At 61.6% G+C, this 19,515-nt stretch carries 18 protein-coding genes; 11 read left to right on the forward strand and 7 right to left on the reverse strand.

Translation table 11 applies throughout. The features are described from left to right. Positions 1-82 precede the first annotated feature (82 nt). A complete protein-coding gene (locus NKK52_RS00215; protein ID WP_023681902.1) occupies positions 83-982 on the forward strand; it encodes an MBL fold metallo-hydrolase in 900 nt (299 codons plus the stop codon). 22 nt (positions 983-1,004) lie between these two features. Here the strand turns inward: NKK52_RS00215 and proC are convergent, their stop codons facing one another. The 3 genes from proC to NKK52_RS00230 all read right to left on the reverse strand — a co-directional run bounded on the left by proC (position 1,005) and on the right by NKK52_RS00230 (position 4,194). Further along, complete coding sequence (gene proC / locus NKK52_RS00220) at positions 1,005-1,820, reverse strand: pyrroline-5-carboxylate reductase (protein ID WP_023669294.1); 816 nt, start codon at positions 1,818-1,820, stop codon at positions 1,005-1,007. An 87-nt stretch (positions 1,821-1,907) separates the two neighbouring features. Next, positions 1,908-3,227, reverse strand: coding sequence for an O-antigen ligase family protein (locus NKK52_RS00225; RefSeq protein WP_023681901.1), 1,320 nt, complete (start codon positions 3,225-3,227; stop codon positions 1,908-1,910). Further along, the gene (locus NKK52_RS00230) at positions 3,196-4,194 is read right to left on the reverse strand and encodes a glycosyltransferase family 2 protein (RefSeq protein WP_023681900.1); all 999 of its coding nucleotides are present in this window, start codon (positions 4,192-4,194) and stop codon (positions 3,196-3,198) included. The genes NKK52_RS00225 and NKK52_RS00230 overlap by 32 nt, the downstream gene beginning before the upstream one ends. Before the next feature lie 172 nt (positions 4,195-4,366). Here NKK52_RS00230 and NKK52_RS00235 point away from each other — a divergent pair, with 172 nt between their 5' ends. Genes NKK52_RS00235 through NKK52_RS00245 form a run of 3 tightly spaced genes read left to right on the forward strand, consistent with a single transcriptional unit; the run spans position 4,367 to position 7,250 of the window. Next, positions 4,367-5,539 carry a glycosyltransferase gene (locus NKK52_RS00235; protein WP_023681899.1) on the forward strand — a complete coding sequence of 391 codons (1,173 nt, stop codon included), beginning with the start codon at positions 4,367-4,369 and terminating at the stop codon, positions 5,537-5,539. Further along, a complete protein-coding gene (locus tag NKK52_RS00240; protein WP_023681898.1) occupies positions 5,536-6,330 on the forward strand; it encodes a WecB/TagA/CpsF family glycosyltransferase in 795 nt (264 codons plus the stop codon). Before NKK52_RS00235 ends, NKK52_RS00240 begins: the two co-directional genes overlap by 4 nt. Continuing rightward, on the forward strand, positions 6,327-7,250 hold the full coding sequence (locus NKK52_RS00245) for a DUF6492 family protein (RefSeq protein ID WP_023681897.1): 924 nt from the start codon (positions 6,327-6,329) through the stop codon (positions 7,248-7,250). The genes NKK52_RS00240 and NKK52_RS00245 overlap by 4 nt, the downstream gene beginning before the upstream one ends. Here NKK52_RS00245 and NKK52_RS00250 read toward each other — a convergent pair. Next, positions 7,247-8,542, reverse strand: coding sequence for a lipopolysaccharide biosynthesis protein (locus NKK52_RS00250; protein WP_023681896.1), 1,296 nt, complete (start codon positions 8,540-8,542; stop codon positions 7,247-7,249). The genes NKK52_RS00245 and NKK52_RS00250 overlap by 4 nt on opposite strands. Positions 8,543-8,701: 159 nt before the next feature. On the opposite strand from NKK52_RS00250, the gene NKK52_RS00255 reads away from it, so the two are divergent. Then, on the forward strand, positions 8,702-9,172 hold the full coding sequence (locus NKK52_RS00255) for a hypothetical protein (RefSeq protein WP_023681895.1): 471 nt from the start codon (positions 8,702-8,704) through the stop codon (positions 9,170-9,172). Positions 9,173-9,189: 17 nt separating this feature from the next. Here the strand turns inward: NKK52_RS00255 and NKK52_RS00260 are convergent, their stop codons facing one another. Then, positions 9,190-9,384, reverse strand: coding sequence for a hypothetical protein (locus tag NKK52_RS00260; protein ID WP_023681894.1), 195 nt, complete (start codon positions 9,382-9,384; stop codon positions 9,190-9,192). 406 nt (positions 9,385-9,790) lie between these two features. On the opposite strand from NKK52_RS00260, the gene NKK52_RS00265 reads away from it, so the two are divergent. Continuing rightward, positions 9,791-10,540, forward strand: coding sequence for a hypothetical protein (locus NKK52_RS00265; protein WP_031203723.1), 750 nt, complete (start codon positions 9,791-9,793; stop codon positions 10,538-10,540). On the opposite strand, the gene NKK52_RS00270 is transcribed toward NKK52_RS00265, so the two are convergent. Continuing rightward, the gene (locus NKK52_RS00270) at positions 10,537-11,499 is read right to left on the reverse strand and encodes an IS1595 family transposase (RefSeq protein WP_023681892.1); all 963 of its coding nucleotides are present in this window, start codon (positions 11,497-11,499) and stop codon (positions 10,537-10,539) included. The genes NKK52_RS00265 and NKK52_RS00270 overlap by 4 nt on opposite strands. Positions 11,500-11,598: 99 nt before the next feature. Here NKK52_RS00270 and NKK52_RS00275 point away from each other — a divergent pair, with 99 nt between their 5' ends. Continuing rightward, on the forward strand, positions 11,599-11,835 hold the full coding sequence (locus NKK52_RS00275; protein WP_023681891.1) for a DUF6471 domain-containing protein: 237 nt from the start codon (positions 11,599-11,601) through the stop codon (positions 11,833-11,835). A 3-nt stretch (positions 11,836-11,838) separates the two neighbouring features. On the opposite strand, the gene NKK52_RS00280 is transcribed toward NKK52_RS00275, so the two are convergent. Further along, on the reverse strand, positions 11,839-12,690 hold the full coding sequence (locus NKK52_RS00280) for a hypothetical protein (RefSeq protein ID WP_156939229.1): 852 nt from the start codon (positions 12,688-12,690) through the stop codon (positions 11,839-11,841). A 453-nt stretch (positions 12,691-13,143) separates the two neighbouring features. Between NKK52_RS00280 and NKK52_RS00285 the strand changes: the two genes are divergently transcribed. The 4 genes from NKK52_RS00285 to NKK52_RS00300 all read left to right on the forward strand — a co-directional run bounded on the left by NKK52_RS00285 (position 13,144) and on the right by NKK52_RS00300 (position 19,514). Beyond that, positions 13,144-15,441, forward strand: coding sequence for a GumC family protein (locus tag NKK52_RS00285; RefSeq protein ID WP_023681889.1), 2,298 nt, complete (start codon positions 13,144-13,146; stop codon positions 15,439-15,441). Positions 15,442-15,795: 354 nt separating this feature from the next. Continuing rightward, positions 15,796-16,695 (forward strand): bifunctional methylenetetrahydrofolate dehydrogenase/methenyltetrahydrofolate cyclohydrolase FolD, encoded by a 900-nt coding sequence (folD, locus tag NKK52_RS00290; RefSeq protein ID WP_023681888.1) that lies wholly within the window; start codon positions 15,796-15,798, stop codon positions 16,693-16,695. A 17-nt stretch (positions 16,696-16,712) separates the two neighbouring features. Then, positions 16,713-17,705, forward strand: coding sequence for a GlxA family transcriptional regulator (locus tag NKK52_RS00295; RefSeq protein ID WP_032905230.1), 993 nt, complete (start codon positions 16,713-16,715; stop codon positions 17,703-17,705). Between the two features lie 150 nt (positions 17,706-17,855). Continuing rightward, complete coding sequence (locus NKK52_RS00300) at positions 17,856-19,514, forward strand: vWA domain-containing protein (RefSeq protein ID WP_023681887.1); 1,659 nt, start codon at positions 17,856-17,858, stop codon at positions 19,512-19,514. Position 19,515: the final 1 nt, after the last annotated feature.

Below are 19,515 nucleotides of genomic sequence, written 5' to 3' on the forward strand. Positions count from 1 at the left end.
GATCCGGGTTTTTCAAACGATGCCGAGATGCCAATCTCCGAACGATCAGTTGAACCCCATTGAGGTTGAAATCTTGCAAACCATTTGGACAAGACGCGAAACAATGAAAACCCTTCTGGCAACGGGCATGGTTGCCATGCTTCAGCCTCTGGCTTTTGCAGCCAAGGCCGCCGCCAAGCTGGAATGGACCTATTTTCAGGCTGACGAGAGGGGTTTCCGCCGCACGCCGGTGCTGCTGACCGGTGAGAAGGAAGCCATCCTCCTCGATGGCGGATTTACGCTGTCGGATGGCCGTGCGGTCGCGGATGCGATCAAGGCGACGGGCAAGACTCTGACCACGATCTACGTCAGTTGCAGCGACCCTGACTATTATTTCGGCCTGCGTCCCGTCGCGGATGCTTTCCCCGACGCCAAGATCATCGCAGCCGCTGCGACGGTGGCTGCCATCAAAGCCAATGTGCAAGCCAAGCTGGATGTCTGGGGCCCGCAGCTCAAGGACAATGGACCGAAGGTCCTGGCGGATGTCGTCATTCCCGAGGCATCCGATATCACCTCACTTGAAATCGAAGGAAACAAGATCGAGATCGTCACCGTCGCCGATCTGAAAGACCGGCGGTATCTCTGGGTGCCCAGCCTTGAAGCGGTGTTCGGCGGCGTGCTGATCTCGTCCGGCGTACATGTCTGGGTTGCCGACGAGCCAACCGTAGACGACCGCAAGAAATGGATTGCCGCGCTCAACGAAATCGCGTCCCGCAAACCCAACATCGTGGTGCCGTCCCATCAGGTAGCCGGTGCACCGGACGGTCTGGCGGCCGTGGAATTCACCCGCGCCTACCTCGAAGCTTTCAATAAGGAAGCCGAAAAAGCGAAATCCAGCGTCGAGCTGATTGCAGCGATGAAGCGGCGCTATCCCGATCTTCTTGACGTCTCGTCCCTGGAACTGGGCGCAAAGGTCGCCAAGGGTGAGATGAAGTGGGGCTGATACGGCCCCGCGAGCGTCTCGGCTACTTCCCCAATTCCACCGACCGCAGCCGCGCGGCTTCCACCGCCTCGGTCAGCAGCTTCGTCAGCCGGTCTTCGCCCATCAGCACGGCAAGGGCGGCTGCCGTGGTTCCGTTGGGGCTGGTCACCTGCTGGCGCAGGACGCCGGGCTCCTCGCCGCTTTCGGCAGCGAGTGCAGCAGCGCCATAGACGGTCTGCATGGCAAGCAGCCTGGCGGTCTCGGTCGGCAGCCCCGCCTTCTCGGCTGCAACCGTCAGCGCCTCGATGAAATGGAAGATGTAGGCCGGACCGGACCCCGAAACCGCCGTCACCGCGTCCATCAGGCCTTCGTCGTCGATCGTCGTCACCACACCGCTCGCCGACAGCAGCTCGGCAACGAAACGCCTGATGTCGTCGGTCACCAGCGGGTTGGAATAGACCACCATCATGCCCTTGCCGATCGCGGCCGGCGTGTTGGGCATGCAGCGGATAACAGGCGCGAGATGGCCGAGGATGTGCTCGAAGGTGGCGACCGGCGTGCCCGCGGCGATGCTGACGAAGGTGGTCCTGCCGTCGCCGAAGCGCTTGTAGGCGGCGGTGACGTCGCGGATCACCTGCGGCTTGACGGCGATGACGACGAGGTCGGGCTCTGCGTCGGCGGGGATCCCGTTCGCGTCCGCGGCGACACTGCAACCGAGGTGCTCGGCGCGCTTGCGCAATTCGGCATTGGGCTCGACCACGAACACGGCTTGCGGGGCAAGCTTGCCGGATTTCAGCCAGCCCGCAAGCATGGCGTAACCCATATTGCCGCAACCGGCGAGAACAAGCCTGATCGTCATTGAGAGCCCTCCGAGACAAGGGTTCTCCTTAGACGCTAGCGGGCAGACGGGAAAGCCCCTCAAGGGGTGCTGGATCAGGCCAGCCGGTCAAGGTCGCCGGCGCACCGCGATCGGCCGCAGCGACACTTGCCGCAAGCCAAGCACGCCGAGCACGAAGAGCAGCCACACCGGGTCGCCGCGATGGAAGAAGAAGCTTTCCAGGAACGCGTTCAGCGCCGTGAACAGCACCACCATCATGAAGAAGTCACCGAGATAGATGTTCTCCTTGCGCGGCGGGATGCGCATGTAGTCGCGCAGCGGCGCGATCACGAAAGTGTAGACGGCAACGCACAGCGCCGGGATGCCCATCAGCACCGCAATGTCGAGATAGCCGTCATGGCCATGCACGATGGTCCGGATGTCCCAGGCCCGGTCGAAAGGCTGGTCCTGGCTCAGCAGCAGCGGCGTGCCCCAGAAGCTTTCATAGCCGTAGCCGGTCCAAGGCTTCTTCGCCAGCATCTCGCCGGAGAACTCCCACAGCGTCGTGCGCCCGGTATAGGTGAGGTCGGGGAAATAGGTGGCCGCCAGCTCTTTCACCGGCGGGATGAAGACGATGCCTAAGGTACCGATGGCCGTCGCAATGATCGCCAGTGCAAACAGGATCGGCGTGCCGAACCGCATGCCGATCAGGCCCGGCAGCACGACGATCAGGATCGAGAACGGCACCAGGCCGGCCGTCGTCTTGGATCCGGTGTGCAGCATGAAGATCATCGCCGCGCCGAAGATCGCCACGCCCCAGAATTTCTGGCCGCGCCGGAAGAGATAGAGGCCGGCGAAGCTGAAGCAGGCCATGATTGGTCCGGCAATGTTCTTGTGGGCGAACACACCACGCCACAGGCCGGCATGTTCGGGCTCCTGCGAATCGGCCGTATGCAGGGCCTCATGCGGAAAGACGATGAGGCCGACATAGGACAGGCCGATAACGACGATCGCGCAGAATATGATGACTTTCGAAAAACTGTCGGCATCGCGCGGCAGCACCAGGACCGTCGCTATCGTCAGAACGCCAAGCAGCGTGAAGAAGGCCGCGCGCATGGCCGAGGACGGGTCGGTCGCGTCGATGACCGAAAGCATGAAAAAGCCGAGCATCAGAATCCAGGACGGGCTGAGCAGCGAGCGCACCACCTTGGGGTCGGCGAACGTCAGCAGTGAGAAGATCGAAATGGCGCCGAGCGAACTGAAGCCGAGCTGGTTGACGATGTCGCCGCCGTCGCCGGTCAGTTCCGCGCCTGCCGGCTGAAACGGCCGGAACGACACGATGACGACGGCAAACAACAGCGCGGCAATCGCCGTCGCCACGCCGTCGCGGGTGACGATGCCGCCCAGCAGCAGCTCGTCAGTTCTTCTCAGGCTGCCTGTATTGCTCATTGGCGTATCCGAATTCGGCAAGCACGCGGCCGAGCGAGACATAGACGGGGTAAAGCGCCGTCGACAGCGATCCTGTCCGCGCCAATTTGATTGCGCCGCGCACGGGCGAGGCTATCAGCAGCGCCAGGCTTTTTGCAAACACCTTGGCGCCGGCGAATGGCGTGCCGGCGCGCTTCTTCTTTTCGACCAGCGTCGAGATTACACCGTTGCGTAAGGATCGGGCGCGGATCCAGTCAGCCTCGACGCGCCGGGCCGGAACGCCTTCGCGCACCTTTGCCTCGGCGCACCAGCCAAGCACGAAACCTTTCTGCGCCGAGCGGCTGAGGAAGTCGGAATCGCCGCCGCCCATGAAGTTGAACCGCAGGTCGAGGAAGGGTGGCCCCATGATGGTGAGCACATTGCGCCCGACCAGAAGGTTGCCCGAGGAATAGAGTGCGGCCACGCGCCCGGTCTGGCGATAGGGCGGCGCAAACACCGGGTGCTCGGCCCATTTGGCGTGAGCAGGATCGGTAAACACCGGCACTTGCGGGCCACCGACAATGTCGGCGCCAAGCGTCTCCGCCGTCCTGCACATGCGCTCCAGCCAGTCCGCGTCGGCGATCTCGTCATCGTCGATGACCAGCAGGTGGCGGAAATCCGGAAAATGCAGGATCGCCGTCTGCCAGCCAGCATTGTAGGCACTGCAATTGCCCCGCTCATGCGCGATGATGACCATGCCCTTCATATCGTCGCGTTCGAACAGCGGCACGGCCGCCTGGGCGCCCTCACGCGCCTCGGCCTCGTTTTCGATGACGATGACGGCGAAGCGCCGGCTGGTTTGCTGTGCCTTGAGCGACGCCAGCGTTTCGAGCAGCAGTTGCGGCCGCTTGAAGGTCGGCAGCGTGACGACGGCTTCGATCGTCTCTGCGGCGAGCCCCGGAGAGCGTCCCGCAATCGATACCGAACCGTCCGATGGCAAAGGGATCATCCGCTCCAGCCGCATGTTTTGAATCTGGCTTTCGATAACACCGCGACGATAACGTTTCGTTAATCACCTTTCGCAGCGGCGCCTGCCGGTCCGCGCCTTTCAGCCGTTGCGTTGCGTGATTTAATCAAGGGTTCACCCAGCTTTGCTAGTCGCTGACGCCTGGATAGGTGAGATGCATCTGCTGTTCGCCACATCGATCGTGCCCGACGGCGCTCTCGCTTCGGGCTATGAGATCGCCAATGCTGCGATCATCGCCGCCTTGCGGCGCGCCGGCGTGCGCGTCACCGTCATCGGCTTCATCTGGCCGGGCAAGGCGCCCAGCGACCCCGAAAACACCATCGTGCTCGGCGCCGTCGACGTGCGCACGGAAAGCGCCTCGGCGCGGCAGAAGCTCGCCTGGCTTGGCAAGGCGGTGCTGTCAGGGCTCACCTTCGCTTCCGTGAAGCTGCGCGCGGTTTCCGACAGCGAAGTCCGTGCCGCGATCGAGCGCGCCGGTCCCTTCGACGGCTATGTCCTGAATTCGGTGCAGTTCGCCGGCGCCTTTGACAAACTGTTCGCCGACCGTCCCTCGATTTTCGTCGCCCACAATGTCGAACATGGTTCGGCCAAAGAGAATGCGGCAGCAGCAAACAGTCGCTTCCAGCGCCTGCTGTTTGCCCGCGAGGCCAGGCTGCTCAAGACCATGGAGGAGCGGCTCTGCCGCCGGGCTCGCTTCGTCTTCACGCTGGCCGAGGAAGACCGCGCCGCACTCGGCGTTGCCAGCGACGACCGCTCGGCGGTGCTGCCGCTGGTGACCACTGCCACGGCGCCAAAGCCGGTCAAGCCGCGCCGCATCGATTGCGACGCGGCGCTGATCGGCACTTGGACCTGGCAGCCGAACCGCATCGGCCTCGACTGGTTCCTGGAAAAAGTCGTGCCGCATCTTCGCCGGAGCTTTCGCATCAGGGTCGCCGGCAACATGCCGTCGGATATCACCTCTGCCCATCCCGGTGTCGAATTTGTCGGCCGCGTGTCCGACGCCCAGAATTTCGTGCGCGGAGCCGCCGTCATTCCACTGATCAGCACCGCGGGCAGCGGCGTTCAGCTCAAGACCATCGAGACCTTCGAGCTCGGCCTGCCGTCGGTCGCCACCAGCCGTTCGCTGCGCGGCATCGATCATCGCCCGGCAAATTGCTTCGTCACCGACGATCCGGCCGCCTTCGCCGGCGCGCTGGAGGCAGCGGCGGCCGATGTCAAGGATGTCGATGGCAGCGCCTTTCACCGCCGGCAGATCAAGGCACTGGATGCCGCCATCAGGCTCGGCCTGGAAAAGCTCGGGTCGGTGGGGGAGGAGGTGTCTGCATGAACATGCACACCGCCCGCGCCGCCTTCGGGCTCGATACGCTGAAGACGATCCTCGGCATTTCGGTCCTTGCCATCGGCTGGGATGACGCGATCGCGCTGCTCGCTCGTCTGATTGCCGAGCGGCGCTTCACCAAGGTCAGTTTTCTCAACGCTCACAACGCCAACATCGCCTCTACCGATCCGGTCTTTGCCGAGGCGCTCGACGATTTCCTCATCCTGCCTGACGGCGTTGGCGTCGATCTGGCGGCAAAGCTGCTCTACGGCGCGCCGTTCCCGGACAATCTCAACGGCACTGATCTCATTCCGGCCTTTCTGCAGGCATCGGCGAGGCCGCTGACCGTCGGGTTGCTTGGCGCCACCCGCGCCAACGCCGAGGCGGCGTCGGTCAGGCTAGCCGCTCTGGCGGTGCAGCACGAATTCGTCGTCATCCATGACGGCTATTTCTCCCCCGCCGAAGAGCAGGCGATCGTCGATCGCATCGAGGCATTGCGGCCCGACGTGCTGCTTGTGGCCATGGGCGTGCCGCGCCAGGAATTGTGGATCGCCCGTCATATCGATGCCCGCCACTGCACGCTGCCGATCGCCGTCGGCGCGCTGCTCGATTTTCTCTCCGGCACGGTGCCGCGGGCGCCTCTGTGGATGCGCCAGCTGAGGCTCGAATGGTTGTTCCGTCTGTGCATCGAGCCCGGCCGGCTGTGGCGCCGCTACGTCGTCGGCAATCCGGTGTTCCTGCTGCGTGTCGTCAGGCAGAAATTCTCACATCGGCCCGAGCCCGCCGGAGAGTTGCGGTGAACAGCCGCGTCGTGCCGAGCCCTGCAGCCGAGACCGGTGCCCTGCCGCAAACGCCGACGGCAGCGGTGGTGACCGCCAGCTATGCGCCGGATTTCGAACGCTGCCGCCTGTTGTGCGAGACCCTCGACCGCCATGTCTCCGGCGTGGCGCATCATTACATTCTGGTCGAGCACCGCGACGTGGCGCTGTTTCGCCAGTTGGAAAACGACCGCCGCAGCGTTGTCGACGAGCGCGACCTGCTGCCGCGCTGGCTGCGTGTGTTCGACGATCCGATGAGCCTCTTTCGCCGTCGCATCTGGCTCAGTTTCAAGGCCCAGCCGCTGCGCGGCTGGCATGTGCAGCAGCTGCGCCGCATCGCCATCGCTGCGCATGCTGGAGAAGACGTGCTGGTCTTCTGTGATTCCGACGTCGCCTTCCTCAAGCCATTCGATCTGAGCGCCTTCTGGCGCGACGGCAAGGTGCGGCTGTTCCGGCGCGACGGCGTGCTGTCGAGCGACGGTCACGACGAGCATCGCATCTGGTCGCGCAATGCGGCCTCGGCGATTGGTATCGATGCATCCGAGGTTTCGAACCACGACTATATTTCGACGCTGATCGCCTGGCGCCGTCAGACCGTGACGGCGATGTGCGCCGAGATCGAGAAGGTGCACGCGCGCGGCTGGGTCGAGGTCATCGCTTCAGTGCGCCGGTTCTCCGAATGCATGATCTATGGCCGCTATGTCGACGATGTGCTGAAGCGCGCTGGCCATTTCCACGGCTCGGAGGAATTCTGCCGCGTGCACTGGACCGGCGAGGCGCTGTCGGATGACGAATTCCGCAGCTTCGTCGCCGCCATGGCACCGGGGCAGGTGGCGATCGGCATGCAATCCTTCATCGGCACCGATATCGGCCGCATCCGCCGCCTGATCGGATTGGCTTAGATTGCCTTGGCGGGCTTGCGCAGCGCCGAATAGGTCAGCAGCGCCGAGGCGAGATAGAGCAGCAGGAAGACGACATTGAGCGATACGACAAGCCTGGGCGTGTCGGCAATCGTGGTCAGCACATAGGTCAACAGCACCGCCTTCAGCCCCGCCAGCAGGCCGAGGTTGAGCGCCCTGAGCGCGGTCTGGCCGCGCGCGAACAGCAGCTCGGCCTGGTATTCGACCAGGTTGCGCAGTCCCGGCACGCCGATTGCCAATGCCACCAAGGGCGCCGCCTCGGCGACATTCCGGCCAAGTGCATTGGGGAAGAAATGCAGCACGATGCCGAGTGCGGCCAGCGCCAATGTCGATACCAGGAACACGCCGGCTTCGATACCGCTCTTGACCCGCAGTCGCGACAACAGCTCCGGCGACCGCATCATCTTCTGCACCAGCATCATCGAGAAGGTGCGGATCGGTATTGCCGTCAGGTCGACCAGCCGCATGATGATGGCATAGATGCCGGCCAGATGCGGCCCGCCGATCGCCAGGACGAGCAGCTTGTCGAATTCCGACTGCAGGTAGAACAGCACTTCGGCGCCGGCAACATAGATCGAATCGGCAAGCCGCCTGAGATAGAGCTCGGTGCGCAGCCTCAGCCGCTGGCGTGGATAATAGAAGCCGAAGGCCAGCAGCAGCGAGGCGGCGTTGGCGCCGATGTAGAACAATGACCAGATCCAGACGCTGTGCTGCCCCGACAGCATGAACAGCACGGCGCCCAGCGCACGGAACGCCGTGGTCACGATCGACAGCACCGCGGCGCGGCCGAATTTGCCGAGCCCGTTGTTGACGATCAGCACCACCTCGACCGGCCGCCACAAAAGCGCTTCGGCAAAGACGATTGCGGCAAAGACGGCCAGAGGCACGGTGCTGGCGAAGAAGATCAGGTAGACGCCCCAGGAGGCCGCCGCCAGCAGTGGTAAGGACACGGCGCCAAGCAAAAGGAAGCCGGCGGTGAAGGTGCCGATCAGATTGGGGCGGATGGTGGCTGTGCGGTAAAGCGCCGAGATGAAGCCGAAAGCGAGGATGCGCGACAGCATGACGCCGGCCGCCGAGGCGGTGGCGAACATGCCGAACTCGGCAATCGACAGCGTGTTGGCAAGTGCGATGAAATAGGCAAGCGAGAACACCAGCCGCCCGCCGGCGCCGCTGATGGCTGAAAGATAGTCGCGAACCAGCCCCCGTCTTTCGGCAAGGAAGGTGCCGATGCGGGCGAGTGTCCGCCTTTGCGGTATGTCGCTGGCCTGCGTCATATCGAGGAAAGCCGTAAGCCGGAAAGCTTAACGTGCGGTTCTGACGCCATTTTACAGATCCCGGCAATGCGTGGCGAAGCGAGAAACTTTCGGTATTATGGAGCAAACTTACCAAATATGATGGTTTTATCATCATTTATGATATGATACCCATGATGCATGGTGAACATTTACGACTACGATAGACCCAACACCGTTGCTGGCCTTGTCGGCAAGCACGCCGAGCTAGTGGCCCTGCGTGAGAAGTACCGCGCCGAGATCAAGAAGCTGACGGTCGACATAGACCATCTGGACGCGGCAATCCGGCTCTTCGATCCGAACGCCGACGCGTCTCCCCTGAAAGAGTACGTCACCAAGCACCGCGCCCAGAAGGGCTCCGTGAAGCGTTTCGTCCTCAACACCATGCGGGAGGCCACCGCGCCTCTTACATCGCGTCAGGTGACCGAGCTATGGGTTGCTGACCGCGGCCTAGCCGCCGACGAAGCGACCGTCACCGCGATAAGGAAGCGCATCGGCGCCTGCATAAAGGTTTGCGTGATCCAAGGGCTGATTGAGGAATGCGGCTGGACCGACGATCACGACGCATTCGGGCCTTACAAGCTGTGGAAACTGAAAAGGGGCGACCAATAGGCCGCCCCTCGCATTGCTTACGCCGAAGGGAAGTCGGCGGGGAGATCGCTTGCTGGAGGGATTTCGGGGAACCTACGTCCCGACATCACGTCAGCAATCCGGCCAAAGTTGAGGCCGGGATAGTAACCCGAAATCCACGAATACGGAATCCGCTTCTGCCGGGCCAGTTTGATAACCGGAACCATGTCCGGGGTGAGGTCTCGGTCGTGCATTGCCTTTTCCTTTCACGAAAAGGGTGCGATCGAATATCGGTTGACGCCGATTCGAAGATGAATCATTGTCGTTGCGTTCATGTGTGCCGATATTCGGCCACGGTTTATGATCCGGGCTTATTCCCGGATCAGTGCGGCACCGGGCATTCGCGCCCGGCACCTACCGCCCAGCGGCGGCTGCTGAAACTGACCAAGGTCGGCAAACCTCGTCAGATCAGGAAGCGGTCATATGGGTTCCATCGCATCTCCAATGCTCGAATCGCCGGGGGACAAATCCCCCGGCGGCTTGAACCTTATTGAAAACCGATCGCTTGGCAAGAGCCTTGTGAGTTAACCGCTGGATTTCTTCTCCCATTTGTTCTATTTGGTAATAGATTAAATAGACCAATCGAGTTGGAGAAGCCTCATGGCTAACGTCCGCAGCCCCAATTACCCTGTCACTGATTTGGCCGGCGCTCTGGCCATGGCCAGGAAGCTCTACGAGAAAGATGGGCGGAACAAAGTGTCCAAGGCCGCGCTGGCGGGGCACCTGGGGCACGATAGCCTGAGCGGGCCGGCTCTCGGGAAGATCGGGGCTTTGCGGGCCTACGGGCTTATTGACGCCAATGGCGACGATTACAGAATCACCGATGACGGCCTTACTGCGCTGATGGCTCCGGAGGACTCATTGGACAGAGTGGAGGCGCTGCGTCGATTGGCATTCCAGCCGAGCCTTTTCAGTGCAATTGCAAAGGACTTTCCAACAGCGCCGAGCGATAGCAACCTTCGCTACTGGCTCGCTAAACGGGGCTTTTCTGCAGACGGCGCGGCGAAGGCGGCAAAGACCTATCTGGCTACTCTCGCGCTTGCGACCAGTATGGAGAAGGGGTACCCTCATTCTCCGACCCCTATGGAGGATGAGATGATGGAGGCCACGGAACTGTCACGTCCGATTCAGCGACGGTCAACAGAGATGGTTGACGTGTCGCCGCTCAAGCCGGGGGTGCGTCAGGAAGTTATCGCGTTGGACGAAGGGGACGTGACCATCACATTCCCCGAAAACCTTTCGTCGGAAAGCTTCGAGGATCTAGAGGACCACTTGAAGATTTTTGTTCGTAGGATGCAGCGGCGCGCGAACGCAAAGATTCTCGGCTTTGACGAGGGCGACCAGCACTAGGCGTTGCGGCGCTGCCAGTATCCGCACCACTGATTCGACTTCGGCGCAACGCCTACTGCACCGACGACCATAGCGTACTGAGTGCCGTTGGCTTCGCGACGGTTATCTTCGCGCCATGCCATCTCGGCGGCATAGGAGCCGAGATAGTCGCCAGCGATGCGATGGTGAATGCCGATCTCGGCGCGGCGGATACGCGAGAAGAACGATTCGGCGGCATTCGTGCAAGCGCCGTCCTTGGAATACGCTTCCTGATGGTTGATGCGCTTTATCGGGAAATAGACCGCCAGCTTGTCCCAGTGTGACGCCTCGTCGGCGTGAACGGTCGTACCGTGCTTGACCGTGGCGGCGACGAAGGCAACGCCATCGGCCTCCGTCCGGGCTACGTGGGTGACCGTGCGGCCATCGGTTTTGCGAGCGACAATCACCGACTGGCGTTTACCTGATTGGTTGGGAGTCAGGCGGCGGTCCTTGCGATCGCTCTTGTTGTTCGCAGGCTTCACGTAACCTCCGAAATAGGCACCGTCTACCGCGACATTGCCGGACAGCGCACCTTCGTCGCGGGCAAGCTTTATAGCTTCGCGCACCTTGTGCAGCATCACGAAGGCGGTCTTGTAGTCAACGGAGAGGTCGCGGGAGAGTTGAAGGGCGCTATAGCCCTTGGCACCGTTTATGAAGACGGCAATGGCGGCGAGAATATCGCGCACTGCCAGCTTGCGGCTGGCGAAGATCGTGCCGGACGTGATGCTGAATTGCTTGTAGCAAGCGCGGCACTTGTAAACCTGGCGCGTCTTGAGGTCATAGGCATCAACGCCGCCGCATTCCGGGCAAACCGGCTCACCATCCGTTTCCGACCAGCGGATTTTGCGGAATGCCGCCCGGGCTTCCGTGTCCGACATGCGCATGACCTTGACCAGCGAGAGGGTCTTGGCGGCGGGGGAGAGGAGGAAATGCTGAGACATATCAAATCCGATGATGTTGTGCATCGGATATAGGACATTGAATCAGCACATGCAAGGGTATATATCATCATCCATGATGTTTTTTCTGGAGAAATGATGATGGCGGATAATACCCTAACCGCGCCCTATGAGGAGCAGGCAAAAAACATACTGAAAGGCGAGTTGAAGCGTCGAGGCATAACCTACGCGGCGCTGGCCGAGAGGCTGACCGAGAAGGGCGCGCACGAAAGCGAGCGCAATCTGGCCAACAAGATAAGCCGTGGCAGTTTCACCGCCGCCTTCTTCATGATGTGCATGGACGTGATCGGCGTTCGGCAAGTCAGCTTGGAGGTGTAGGGCTTAGGCCCTCTTCCAGCTAATTCGGACGACTTCGCTTTTCGCAAGTTTGTTGACCCTTACGTGATAGAGATTTTGGACCACCTCAATCGGCATGTCGGTCAGAGCGCCATTAAGCTCTCGTCTAGCCTTTAAAGACTTAGGCAAAGCGTCAATGGGGAATTCTAGAACGATGTGCATGGACATAAAGTTGTAGTTTGGCGCCTGGAAACGCATCGCAGGCAGATCAACATTGTGCTCATCTAGATATGAAAGGCTTGTTCTTCTTTTAACCAGCCTCTTCCTGAGAAAATGCGGCAAATCATCATAGTTTCTGCTTACGAAGTAGTTCGGTATAAGCGGCATGTACCACATGCTGGGTAGAGGCTTGTTGAATAGTTGCAGAAGCTCGATCCCGTCCCCCTCCATCTTGTTTAACTCGATTTCGGAAGTAAGGGGAAACGCCTCGCAATAAACGTCGGCTTTCATTGAATCGAGGACAAGCGTTCCATAATCTGGAGAATGTATTGTTCTGTAGGACGTGACGTTTGGGTGGTTTGCTCGAAGGACGAATGTGCCTTCTACTATAGTCTTGCTCCATTCATTATTGGTTAGCGTAGCCTTTATATCGGCGCTCAAAATGGTAACGGGCCTGTTGCGGTTATAAAACGTTAGTGTGACAACGTAGAAACCGCAAAATAAGAGAAGTGCCAGAAGCCAACGCATGGCAAAGCTTTGCGTCATCTCTGGATGGAAAAGAGAAATTAAAATCTGAGTTAGGCCGATCTTTTCGTCAAATATGGCTGGATATAATATTCCAATCCCGCCACCTAATATCAGTACGCCGCTGAAAAGCGTAGAAAGCCTAGTCCACATGAATCAAAAACCCCCGCCTTTGAGCGAGGGTTTTTGATATCATCTTTCAGATCAGTAGTCGAACGGCTTTGCCGCGCGGTGCTAGATTGTATCCTTGGATCTCAACATGGGTATGCCTCCTAAAGGCTTCGCGTTTCCGATTCTGAACCGCAATGGTTGATAAACGGTCTAGGCCGAAAATCGTTTCGTTTCTATGCCCTGTTTCACACGGGCTCGCAATAGCCTCGGGAAATCAAGAGTGCGTATGTCATGATATGTAGGGCTATCCGACCGATGCGACAACGTCGCTAACAATGGTAAACATCATCATATTTGGTGAGTTTGCTCCATAATACCGGAAACTTTCACTTGCAGACTTCGGAAATTAACCTTTTGTTTCCCATGCCTGTTTAGCGTGACTTAACGATTGGCCGACCGCCGCTCCCGCGCCGTCGAAGGTAAAGTTTCGAGACAATGGTCGACAGGGAAAACCGTGAAGACTGGAGGCGCGAGCGCTCCCTCCTGGCGCTCGGCAAAGCCGTGCGCGGCGATGAGGCGGCGGATGCGTCGGCGGTCTCCATCGGTGACCGGGCCGATCCGTCATGGCGCGAGGATGCCGCCACGCGTCACCGCATAGCCCGCTCGCAACGCGAGGCGCGGTCGAATCCGGCGCCAACGTCACCGCCCGAGCCGCCGCAGTTCCAGGCCGACGGCGAACCCGTTTCGGCCGCCAGCGCGCGTGAGGAGCCTGTTTCCGGCCGGCGTCAGGAGCCTCGCTCCCACGCGGCCTATGAGCCCCGCTCTTTCCACGAGCAGCAACCGGACCGCGACGACGATGACGGGCAGGAATGGAAGCCGCTGATCGATCCGCTCCAGGTCGTCCGCGGCATTACTCGTTCCAAGTTGCTGATCGTCTCGACGACGATATTGGGCACAGTGCTCGGCGTCGCCGTCGCCGTTTCGACACCGAAGAAATACGAAGCCACCACACAGATGGTCATCGAGCCAGGCGACCTGAAGCTTTCCGACAACGATCTCACCCAACCGGTCGGGCAGCCCGATGCGGCGCTGGCTGTTGTCGAAACCCGCATCAAGATGGTGACATCCGGCAGGGTCCTCGACAAGGTCGTGGCCGATCTCAATCTCGTCGACGATCCGGAGTTCAACGGACAGGGCTCTGGCGGCCTTGGCGTCCTGTCACTCATTCGCTCGATACTGTCGCGCCAGGATGGCCTTGGCGGCGGCGGTGAAGTGCGCCGCCAGGCGCTGGCGGTCGGCAATCTGGCCAAGAGCCTGTCGGTTGAGCGCAGCGGCAAGAGCTTTGTCGTTTCCATCAGCGCCACCACTCAAAGCGCCGACAAATCGGCGGAGATAGCCAATAGGACCAGGGACGTTTTCCAGCAGGAGGCGGCCCAATACCAGTTCGGGATGGCCGGGCGCGCGACGGACCAGCTGACGGCCAAGCTCGATGACCTGCGCAAGAATGTCGAGACGGCGGAGCGCAAGGTCGAGGATTTCAGGGCCACGCATGATCTCGTTGACGCGCAGGGCCATCTGATCAGCGACGACCAGATGCTGAAGCTCAACGAGCAGCTCTCAGTCACCCGGGCCCGCACGCTGGAACTCAATGCCCGGGCGGCGTCGGCGCGTTCGCTGGACGTCAATTCGGTCATCAACGGCACCTTGCCGGAAGAAATCAATTCCAACACGATGAGCGAACTGCGCGCGCAATATGCAGCTTTGAAGCAGGAGGCCGACCGCGCCGCCGTGCGTCTGGGACCGCGTCATCCCGAATACCAGGCGCTCAGTGCCCAGCTCGACGGCTCGCGCGAGCGCATCGCAGGCGAACTGCGCCGCATCGCCTCGTCGCTGCAGGTCGACTTGAAGCGCTCGGTCCAGCTTGAGCAGGATCTCGCTTCCCGCCTGGCTCAGGCAAAGGTCCAGAGCGGCGACGTCAACAGCGATCTGGTCAGCCTGCGCGAACTGGAGCGTGATGCCACGGCCAAACGCTCCGTCTACGAACAGTACCTGCTGCGCGCCAAGGAGACCGGCGAACAGCAAAACATAAACACCACCAACATCAATCTGATGACCCCCGCGCAACCGCCGCTCGAACCCAACGGACCGTCGCGGGCTGTAATAGCGATGGCCGGCCTGCTGCTCGGGCTTGCTTCGGGCATCGGTGTCGGCGCCATGCGCGGCGCCTTTGCCAGCCTGCGCGGCGCTGCCAATTCGCGTTCGCGCGGCAGAATGGACGAGCGCCGCCCTCCGGTCGAGGACAAGGTCTATCGCGCGCCGCTGCCTGTGGCGCCGCCACCGGCAGCACCTCCGGTGTTGCCGACCGCGGCCGCTCCCGCCCGGAGCCCAGGTCTGTTCGACGGACTGTTCTCGGCGATGCGCAAAGCCGCGCCGGGTAGCGGGACGTCAGGCGAACCCGTCGAGACCTACCGCGCCCAACCAGCCGCCGAATATACAAGGCCGGTGCAGGAGCCTGTGGGCTATGGCCAGCCGGACTTCCGGAACGAGGTTCCGCACGCCAATTCCCCTGCGCAGCAGCCTGGCTACGCGCAGCCTCGTCAGCCGGCTGACTATGCCTATTCGCAGGCTCAGCCGATGCCCGCGGCGTCCGGGCCGTGGTCTTCTCCGCAGCCCGCTGGGGCGGCGCCGGAAGACCAGCAGGCGCAAATCGACGATATCCGCGCCAGCCTGCGCGAATTTCGCGAAGCGGTGCGCGAACTCACCGAAAGCCGTTCGCACCGCCGCTATTTCTGAGCAATTCCAGGAAAAGTGTGAAACGGTTTTCCCGGGAAAAGCGCGTAGCGCGCTTTCCCTTGGGAATTGCGTCAAAACAAGAAATAGAGCGGTTCAGCCTTTCCGTGAAAGGATGAGTCGCTCTGAGCCCGTCAGCACAGAATAAAAGCTGCCGGTTTCGAGTTTACGGCATGTGACGGCGCTTTGACGGGATTGCTTAGGCCAAATTTCGTGACAATGCCGCGCAGCATGGCGCCCAAAAAGCGCTGCCGTCGGGCTTTACCCGAATGGGCGGAACGTTTGGAACAACGACATGCACAAGCAACGTTCAAGGCACGCGCCGCGCCTTGGCTGGAATGATGTCGAGGATGGTTCATGGCCGAAGTGATTGACGGAAAGATCGTCGCCGCAGACGTGGTTCAGAAGGTCAAGGCCTTGACCGAGGACCTGGTCGCCAAGGGAAAGGCCCAGCCCGGCTTAGCGGTGGTCATCGTCGGCGAGGATCCGGCAAGCCAGGTCTATGTCGCGTCGAAGTCGCGCACCGCCAAGGAATGCGGCTTTCATTCGCTGCAGCACACACTGCCGGCCGACACGTCCGAAGCGGCACTGCTGAAGATCATCGGCGAACTCAACGCCGATCCGGCCATCAACGGCATTCTGGTGCAGCTGCCGCTTCCCGCCCATATCGATGCCGGCAAGATCATCCAGGCCATCGCACCGCAAAAGGATGTCGACGGCTTTCATTTCATCAATGTCGGCAAGCTCGGCACCGGCGAACTCGAAACAGCCTTCGTGCCCTGCACGCCGGCCGGCTCCATGCTTTTGATCGAACGCGTGCGCGGCAAGGATCTTTCCGGCCTCAACGCGGTCGTCGTCGGCCGCTCCAACATCGTCGGCAAGCCGATGGCAAATCTGTTGCTTGCCGCCAACTGCACCGTCACCATCGCCCACAGCCGCACCAAGGATCTGCCGGCGCTGGCCCGCACAGCCGACATTCTGATTGCCGCCGTCGGCCGGCCCGAAATGATCAAGGGCGACTGGGTCAAGCCGGGCGCCACCGTGATCGATGTCGGGATCAACCGCATTGCCGCACCCGAGAAGGGCGAAGGCAAAACCCGCCTCGTGGGCGATGTAGCCTATGCCGAAGCGGCCAAGGCCGCCGGCGCCATCACCCCCGTGCCCGGCGGTGTCGGACCGATGACCATTGCCATGCTGATGGCCAATACGTTAGCCTCAGCCTACCTTGCGGCCGGCTTGAAGCGGCCTTCCTTCTGACCCAGAAAGCAGCTTCTTTGCCGAACCTTACTATACCCTCTGAACGGCCGGATGATCCCGTTCAAGGGGGCCGGCAATTCGCGTTCTTGCTGGTCGACAAGTTTTCGATGTTTTCGTTGGCAGCGGCGATCGATACCTTCCGCTCGGCCAACCGCCTGCTCGGCCGCGATTTCTATGGTTGGACCACGGTCTCGGCCGACGGCGATCCCGTCATGGCCTCCAATGGCCTGCCGCTCAAGATCGACTATGCCGTCGCCGATTTGCCGCCGGTCGATATCCTGTTCGTGTCGGTGGGCCTGTCGGTCGAGTTCCCCGGCAAGAGCAAGGTGCTGGCGGCGCTGCGCAGCTGGGGCCGGCGCGGTAATGCGCTCGGCGCGCTGTCGGTGGGCTCTTACCTCCTGGCCGAAGCCGGTCAGCTCGAAGGCTATCGCTGCACCATCCATTGGGAAAACCGCGCCGGCTTCGTCGAGCGCTTTCCCGACATCAATTGCACCGGCAACGTCTTCGAGATCGACCGCAAGCGCTACACCTGCGCCGGCGGCACCACCTCGATCGACCTGATGCTGGAGATCGTGCGTGGCGACTTCGGCTCGAACCTCGCCAACGGCGTTGCCAACCAGTTCCAGCATGAGCGCATCCGCTCCGCCGGCGACCGCCAGCGCGTCGGGCCGGAGCGCGACCTGACCGGCAAGTCGGAGAAGCTAAGGCGCATCGTCGAACTGATGGCCGACCATCTCGACGAGCCGCTATCAGCCGTGCAGCTTGCCAAATCGGCGGGCCTGTCGGTGCGCCAGGTCGAGCGCTTGTTCCTGCGCCATTTGAGCGTCACGCCCGGTCGTTACTACATGCGGCTCAGGCTTGAGCGGGCGCGCGAACTGCTGCGCCAGACCAACATGCCGATCCTCGACGTGGCCATTGCCACCGGCTTTACCTCGCACTCCTATTTCGCGCAGAGCTATCGGCTGCAGTTCGGCCGTCCGCCTTCCGAAGAGCGCCGCACCACGTACTGACGCGGTGCTGAGCCGGCCTCGGAACAGGCCTCGGCCGGCGCCGATCCTGTTACACGGCAACCGTTCGTGACCCGCTCCGGGGCTTGTGCCCGGACGCGGCGTCAAATAGCTTGCCGCCGCATATAAGAGGGCGGCCTCAAGGAGATTTCCATGGCGGGACTTTTGCGGAGCGTCGCTGCGGCGCTGCTCCTTTTGTCGATGACTTCGCTCGGCTTTGCCGCCAACAAGGTCATCATCATTCTTGACGCTTCAGGCTCGATGTGGGCCCAGATCGACGGCAAGCCGAAGCTCGAGATCGCGCGCGAATCGCTGAGGACCGTACTGCAGTCGGTCCCGGGCGACGACGAGATCGGCTTAATGGCCTATGGCCACCGCGAAAAGGGCAGCTGCGACGACATCGAGCTGATCGTGCCGCCGCAAGCCGGCTCGGCTAGCGCCATTTCGGCCGCTGCCGACAGCCTGAAATTCCTCGGCAAGACGCCGCTGACCGCAGCCGTCAAGCAGGCGGCCGAAGCCCTGAAATACACCGAGGACAAGGCGACCGTGGTCCTCATCACCGATGGGCTTGAAACCTGCGAAGGTGACCCGTGCGCGCTGGGCAAGGAACTGGAGGCCTCAGGCGTCGATTTCACCGTCGACGTCGTCGGCTTCGGCCTGACCGCTGACGAGGGCAAGCAGATCGCCTGTCTCGCCGACAACACCGGCGGCAAATATATCCAGGCCTCGGACGAGAAGGCGCTGCAGGAAGCACTGATCGAAACCGTCGCCGCGCCGGCACCTGAACCCGCACCGGCGCCAGCCCCAGCTCCAGCCCCCGAACCGGCAAAGCCCGAATTCAATTTCGTCCCAAGCGTGGTCATGGCGGATGGCGGCGATCCGATCACCGACGGCAATGCCTGGGAGGTCTACAAGGCCAAGGCCGATGGCACGCGCGGCGAGGCCGTCACCACCCAGTACAACAACTACGAGGCCAATCTCGAGCCGGGCGACTATGTCGTCGTCGCGCGCGCCGACGAAGCTCGGGCGGAACAGAAGGTCAAGATCGAGGCGGGCCAGGTCTACAAGCCGCTCTTCACCTTGAACGCCGGCACCATGCTCATCCATCCGAAGCCAAGCCAGGGCGCCGAGATCAGTGACGAAGCCCATGTCGACTTCGCCTTCCCGGGCGGCAGCACCACCCACTATGGCGACACCAGGATCATCGTGCCGGCTGGTGAGCAGAAGGTGACGGTTGCGATCGGCAGCGGCTCGGTGACCGAGAACATCCAGCTCGCCGCCGGGCAGACTGTGGAAAAAGACATAGTCGTCGGCGTCGGCCATGCCGCCGTCAACGCCTACTACACTGCAGGTGGTGACAAGGCCGACTCCTCGGGCATCAGCGTCCAGATCGTCAAGGCCAAGAAAAAGATCGACGGCTCGCGTGACGATGTCGCCCACTCCTATGGGCCCGACAGCAAATTCTGGCTGCCGCCGGACGACTATGTCGCGGTCACCTCGCTTGAGCTCGCAACCGTCGAGCAGCCTTTCAGCGTCAAGGTTGGCGACGTCAAGGACGTCAAGGTGACGCTCGATGCCGGCGTGCTGGTGATGTCGGCGCCAGGCGCCTATTCGATCGAGGTGCTGTCGTCGAAGAAGGATATCCAGGGCAACCGCAAGGCGCTCGGCCTGAGCTATGGCGACACCTGGCAACAGACCATTGCGGCCGGCGACTACGTCGTCGTCCGCCACATGTCCGATCAAGGCCATGACAAGGAAATGCCGGTGACGGTCAAGGCCGGCGAACGGAGCGAGATTACGGTTCAGCCGTAAT

Origin of the sequence: Mesorhizobium sp. C277A, from assembly GCF_040324395.1 — a bacterium.
In the GTDB taxonomy this organism is placed as follows: domain Bacteria; phylum Pseudomonadota; class Alphaproteobacteria; order Rhizobiales; family Rhizobiaceae; genus Mesorhizobium.

What these genes read in the sequence shown, in the direction of transcription:
- proC (WP_023669294.1), bottom strand. Translation starts at nt 1,820, where the DNA reads ATGACGATCAGGCTTGTTCTCGCCGGTTGCGGCAATATGGGTTACGCC.
- NKK52_RS00225 (WP_023681901.1), bottom strand. Translation starts at nt 3,227, where the DNA reads ATGAGCAATACAGGCAGCCTGAGAAGAACTGACGAGCTGCTGCTGGGC.
- NKK52_RS00230 (WP_023681900.1), bottom strand. Translation starts at nt 4,194, where the DNA reads ATGATCCCTTTGCCATCGGACGGTTCGGTATCGATTGCGGGACGCTCT.
- NKK52_RS00235 (WP_023681899.1), top strand. Translation starts at nt 4,367, where the DNA reads ATGCATCTGCTGTTCGCCACATCGATCGTGCCCGACGGCGCTCTCGCT.
- NKK52_RS00240 (WP_023681898.1), top strand. Translation starts at nt 5,536, where the DNA reads ATGAACATGCACACCGCCCGCGCCGCCTTCGGGCTCGATACGCTGAAG.
- NKK52_RS00250 (WP_023681896.1), bottom strand. Translation starts at nt 8,542, where the DNA reads ATGACGCAGGCCAGCGACATACCGCAAAGGCGGACACTCGCCCGCATC.
- NKK52_RS00255 (WP_023681895.1), top strand. Translation starts at nt 8,702, where the DNA reads ATGGTGAACATTTACGACTACGATAGACCCAACACCGTTGCTGGCCTT.
- NKK52_RS00260 (WP_023681894.1), bottom strand. Translation starts at nt 9,384, where the DNA reads ATGCACGACCGAGACCTCACCCCGGACATGGTTCCGGTTATCAAACTG.
- NKK52_RS00265 (WP_031203723.1), top strand. Translation starts at nt 9,791, where the DNA reads ATGGCTAACGTCCGCAGCCCCAATTACCCTGTCACTGATTTGGCCGGC.
- NKK52_RS00270 (WP_023681892.1), bottom strand. Translation starts at nt 11,499, where the DNA reads ATGTCTCAGCATTTCCTCCTCTCCCCCGCCGCCAAGACCCTCTCGCTG.
- NKK52_RS00275 (WP_023681891.1), top strand. Translation starts at nt 11,599, where the DNA reads ATGGCGGATAATACCCTAACCGCGCCCTATGAGGAGCAGGCAAAAAAC.
- NKK52_RS00280 (WP_156939229.1), bottom strand. Translation starts at nt 12,690, where the DNA reads ATGTGGACTAGGCTTTCTACGCTTTTCAGCGGCGTACTGATATTAGGT.
- NKK52_RS00285 (WP_023681889.1), top strand. Translation starts at nt 13,144, where the DNA reads ATGGTCGACAGGGAAAACCGTGAAGACTGGAGGCGCGAGCGCTCCCTC.
- folD (WP_023681888.1), top strand. Translation starts at nt 15,796, where the DNA reads ATGGCCGAAGTGATTGACGGAAAGATCGTCGCCGCAGACGTGGTTCAG.
- NKK52_RS00300 (WP_023681887.1), top strand. Translation starts at nt 17,856, where the DNA reads ATGGCGGGACTTTTGCGGAGCGTCGCTGCGGCGCTGCTCCTTTTGTCG.